The sequence below is a fragment of the Hyalangium sp. genome, assembly GCF_035629615.1.
Taxonomy (GTDB): Bacteria; Myxococcota; Myxococcia; order Myxococcales; family Myxococcaceae; genus Hyalangium.
This window is the reverse complement of sequence record NZ_DASPHO010000211.1, coordinates 1-4,037: the sequence shown is the minus strand read 5'-3', so window position 1 is coordinate 4,037 and position 4,037 is coordinate 1. Positions and strand designations below refer to the sequence as shown.

General features: G+C 68.2%; 1 protein-coding gene. It reads left to right on the top strand.

Features of this window, described 5'->3' with window-relative positions; all coding sequences use genetic code 11:
• Positions 1 to 424: 424 nt before the first annotated feature.
• The coding region (locus VD972_RS10805) for a myxosortase-dependent M36 family metallopeptidase (RefSeq protein WP_324984899.1) at positions 425 to 4,037 on the top strand (3,613 nt) is incomplete at its 3' end.

Below are 4,037 nucleotides of genomic sequence, written 5' to 3'. Positions count from 1 at the left end.
TCTGCGGTGAAGGAGTTGGACGGCTTGCCGGCCTTGTGAACCTTCTTGGTGGCTGCGGGCTTCGCCTTGGAAGCCGCGGGCTTCTCCTGAGGGCTCGCTGCCTTCTTCGTCGTGCTCTTCTTGTCGTCGGTCGGCATGGTCTCCTGAGGGGTGATGAGGGCGGCCACCGTAGCGCACCTGGCGGAGCATCGCTTGGTAGAGAGGTTGGGCACGGCACAGCAACTCCGCAAAGTCCAGTCGGGAGATCCACTAGCGCACAGCTTGATCCCGGCGCCCACCTCCGCCCTCCACCCGGAGTGTCTTTCCGGACACAGTCCGTTTGCTTACAGTGAAGCCGCCCTGGAATGACCTGCAGGGCCCGGAGCGCCTGGGACGGTCGGGGTCGGTAGGCGCTCGGCTTCATCCCCGCGGAGAGAGGTAGATCGTGAAGCGATGGGTCTTGGCCCTCATGGGTCTCGTATCGGCATTGTCCGGGCCTGTGGCCAGCGCAAAGGAGCTCCCCACCATCGACGCCTTCTTCGAAGGGGCGGCGTCGCCTCGCGCGGAGTCGCGCGCGCAGAAGGAGGCAGAGGCCAAGGGGGTGCGCATTGCGAGCTTCGAGCCGCGCACGGGCGTGCCCTCCTTCGTGTGGGGGGATGGCTCCAGCCTGGATGAGCGTCTGGCGTCGGCGCTGCAGCGCATGTCCCCGGAGCAGGCGGCGCGCGTGCACCTGGGCCGCCTTGCCCCGCTCTATCAGCTGGCACCGCAGGCGGCCCAAACGCTGCCGGCGGTGACCCGGGAGACCGGTCAGGGGCCCATCCTCGTCATCTTCCACCAGCGCCTGGGCGGCATCGAGGTGTTCCGCCAGTCGCTCACGCTGCTGCTCAACGAGCGCCGTGAGCTCATCGCCGCCTCCGGCTACCTCTCGCCGCATGCGACGGCCGAGTCCCGGCCCGGCAAGCAGCCCTTCACGATGGATGCCACCGCCGCCATCGCCCGCGCCTACGAGGACCTCACCGGCCAGCGCGTTGACCTGGACAGCCTCGAGCCGACGGGCGTCCAGCAGGGGCCGTACACCTCCTTTGATCTCTCCGAGGACAGCCGCGCCCGCTACCCGGTGCGTATGATGACTCCGGCGCGCGCCAAGCAGGTCTTCTTTCCGCTCGCGGACCGACTGGTTCCCGCCTGGTACCTGGAGCTGCACGCTGGCGAGGAAGGCAAGACCTCCGCGGACTACTACGCCTACGTGGTGTCCGCGGAAGACGGACGGGTGCTGTTCCGCAACAACCTCACCGTGGCGGACGCGTACACGTACCGCGTGTGGGCCGAGGGCCCGCCGAACTTCATTCCGCAGGACGGCCCGCAGGGCCTGGTGGGCACGCCGCACCCCACGGGTGTTCCGGACGGCTACCAGGCGCCCTTCGTTGCCCCCAGCCTCGTCAACCTCCAGAACGTGCCCTTCAGCCAGAATGATCCCTGGCTGCCTCCGGGAGCCACGGAGACGGTGGGAAACAACGTGGACGCATACGCGGATATCTCCGGCACCGACGGACTGAACGGCACGGACTTCCGCGCCAACACCACCTCACCTGGCACGTTCGACCGCATCTACAACGTGCTGCAGGAGCCCGGCGTCACGGTGGACCAGCAGAAGGCGGCGGTGACGCACCTGTTCTACGTGAACAACTTCCTGCACGACTGGTACTACGACTCCGGCTTCAACGAGGCTGCGGGCAATGCGCAGACCAACAACTTCGGGCGCGGGGGCCTTGGGTCCGACAGCCTGCGGGCCGAGGCGCAGGACTTCTCTGGCGTGGACAACGCCAACATGTCCACTCCGAGTGACGGCGCGCGGCCGCGCATGCAGATGTACCTGTTCAATCCCAACCCGATCAGCTCCTTCACCATCCTCTCGCCTCCGCCGATCGCCGCCGAGTACCCCATCGCCCTCGCGGCCTTTGGCCCCCAGGTCTACAATGTCACCGCTCCGCTCGTCCTCGTGGTGGACGCAGGCGGTGCCTCTCCCTCGGATGGCTGCGAGACGCCCTTCGCCAACGCGGCCCAGCTGTCCGGGAAGCTCGCCGTCATCGATCGCGGCACCTGCAACTTCACCGTCAAGGTGAAGAACGCGCAGGACGCGGGCGCCGTCGGTGTCATCCTCGTCAACAACGTAGCGGGCCCCGCGACCCCCCTGGGTGGCACTGACGCCACCATCGTCATCCCCACCATGGCGGTGAGCCAGAGCGACGGCACCCTGATCAAGGCCCAACTGCCCAACGGGCCGGTGACGGGGCGCATGTTCGTGGAAGCGGCGGTGTTCCGCGACGGCTCGCTGGACAGCGCCATCGTGGCCCATGAGTGGGGCCACTTCATCAGCAACCGCCTCGTCGCCAACAGCACCGGCCTCGTCAACAACCAGGGCCGCTCGATGGGTGAGGGCTGGGGAGACTTCCACGCGCTGCTGATGGCGGTGCGCGAAGCGGACAAGCAGCTGCCCGGCAACAACAACTTCCAGGGGACCTACGGCCTGGGGGGCTACGTCATGAGCGGCGGCGGCAACAACGGGTACTACTACGGCCTGCGGCGCTACCCGTACTCGACGGACCTGGCGAAGAACCCGCTGACCTTCAGGCACATCCAGGACGGCGTCGTCCTGCCGGCAGGTCCGCCCTCCAACCCGGAGCTGGCGGGCGTCCGCAACGCCGAGGTGCACAACTCCGGCGAGGTGTGGGCGTCGATGCTGTGGGAGTGCTACACGGCGCTGCTGCGCGACAACACGCGGCTGACGTTCACACAGGCCCAGGCGCGCATGAAGATCTACCTGGTGCTGGCCTACCAGGTCACCCCGGTGGCGCCCACGTTCATCGAGGCGCGAGACGCGCTGCTGGCGGCCGCCTACGCGCTCGATCCCACGGACTTCCGGCTGTTCCACGCCGCCTTCGCGAGGCGCGGGGCGGGTCTGCGCGCGCAGGGGCCCTCGCGTGGCTCCCTCGACCATGTGGCGGTGACCGAGGGCTTCTCCACCGGCAAGGACCTGGAGCTGGGGCAGGCCGAGCTGCTGGAGTCGAACGGCTCGTGCGACGCCGACGGCGTGCTGGACAACAAGGAGGCGGGCGTGCTGCGCGTGAGGGTGTTCAACACCGGCACCGAGACACTGACCCAGACCACCGTGCGCGTGGCGACCGCTGACGCGGGCTTCACCTTCGCCAATGGCGGGCTCCTCACCTTCCCCTCCATCCCGCCCTTCGCGTCGGCCACCGCCGACCTGACGGTCTCGCTCGACGGCCCGGCGGGCATCCGGGTGGCCACCCTCAACCTCACCTACGAGGACGCGGGCCAGGCCATTCCGGGTGCGCGGACGGTGCCGCTCCGGGTGCGCGTCAACACCGATGATCTGCCCAGCGCGAGCAAGAGCGACAACGTCGAGGCCAACATCTCGCCGTGGTCGGCGGCGTCGGACCCCGACCTGGGTGAGTACCTGCCCTGGCTGCGCTACGAGGAGGAGGCGGACGTCCACTACTTCTATGGAGTGGATGCGCCGTTTCCCACGGACATCTACCTCATCACGCCGCCGCTCCAGGTGTCTCCGCAGCCCTTCACCTTCTCGTTCAGCCACCGGTACGCCTTCGAGTACGACTCGGCCCCCACCTACTACGACGGCGGTGTCATCGAGCTCAGCAACAACGGTGGCGCGACGTGGACGGACATTGGTGCGTTCATCTCCGCGGGCCAGGGCTATGTCGGCCCCCTCGCCTCCGGCGGCCAGAACCCGCTGGAGACCCGGTCGGCCTTCTCGGGGGTGAGTCCGGGCTATCCGGCCTGGCAGACCACCCAAGTCAACCTGGGAACGACGTACGCGGGGCAGGTGGTGCGGATCCGCTTCCGTGTGGGCACCGACGCCGCCGTGGCCTCGGTGGGGTGGGACGTGGACAACGTCTCCTTCCCGACGATCACCAACACGCCCTTCCCGCTGCTCACCGCGGAGCAGAACCCGTGTGTCGGCAATAACCCGCCGGTGGCCAACGCGGGCCCGGACCAGACGGTGAATGAGCTCACCC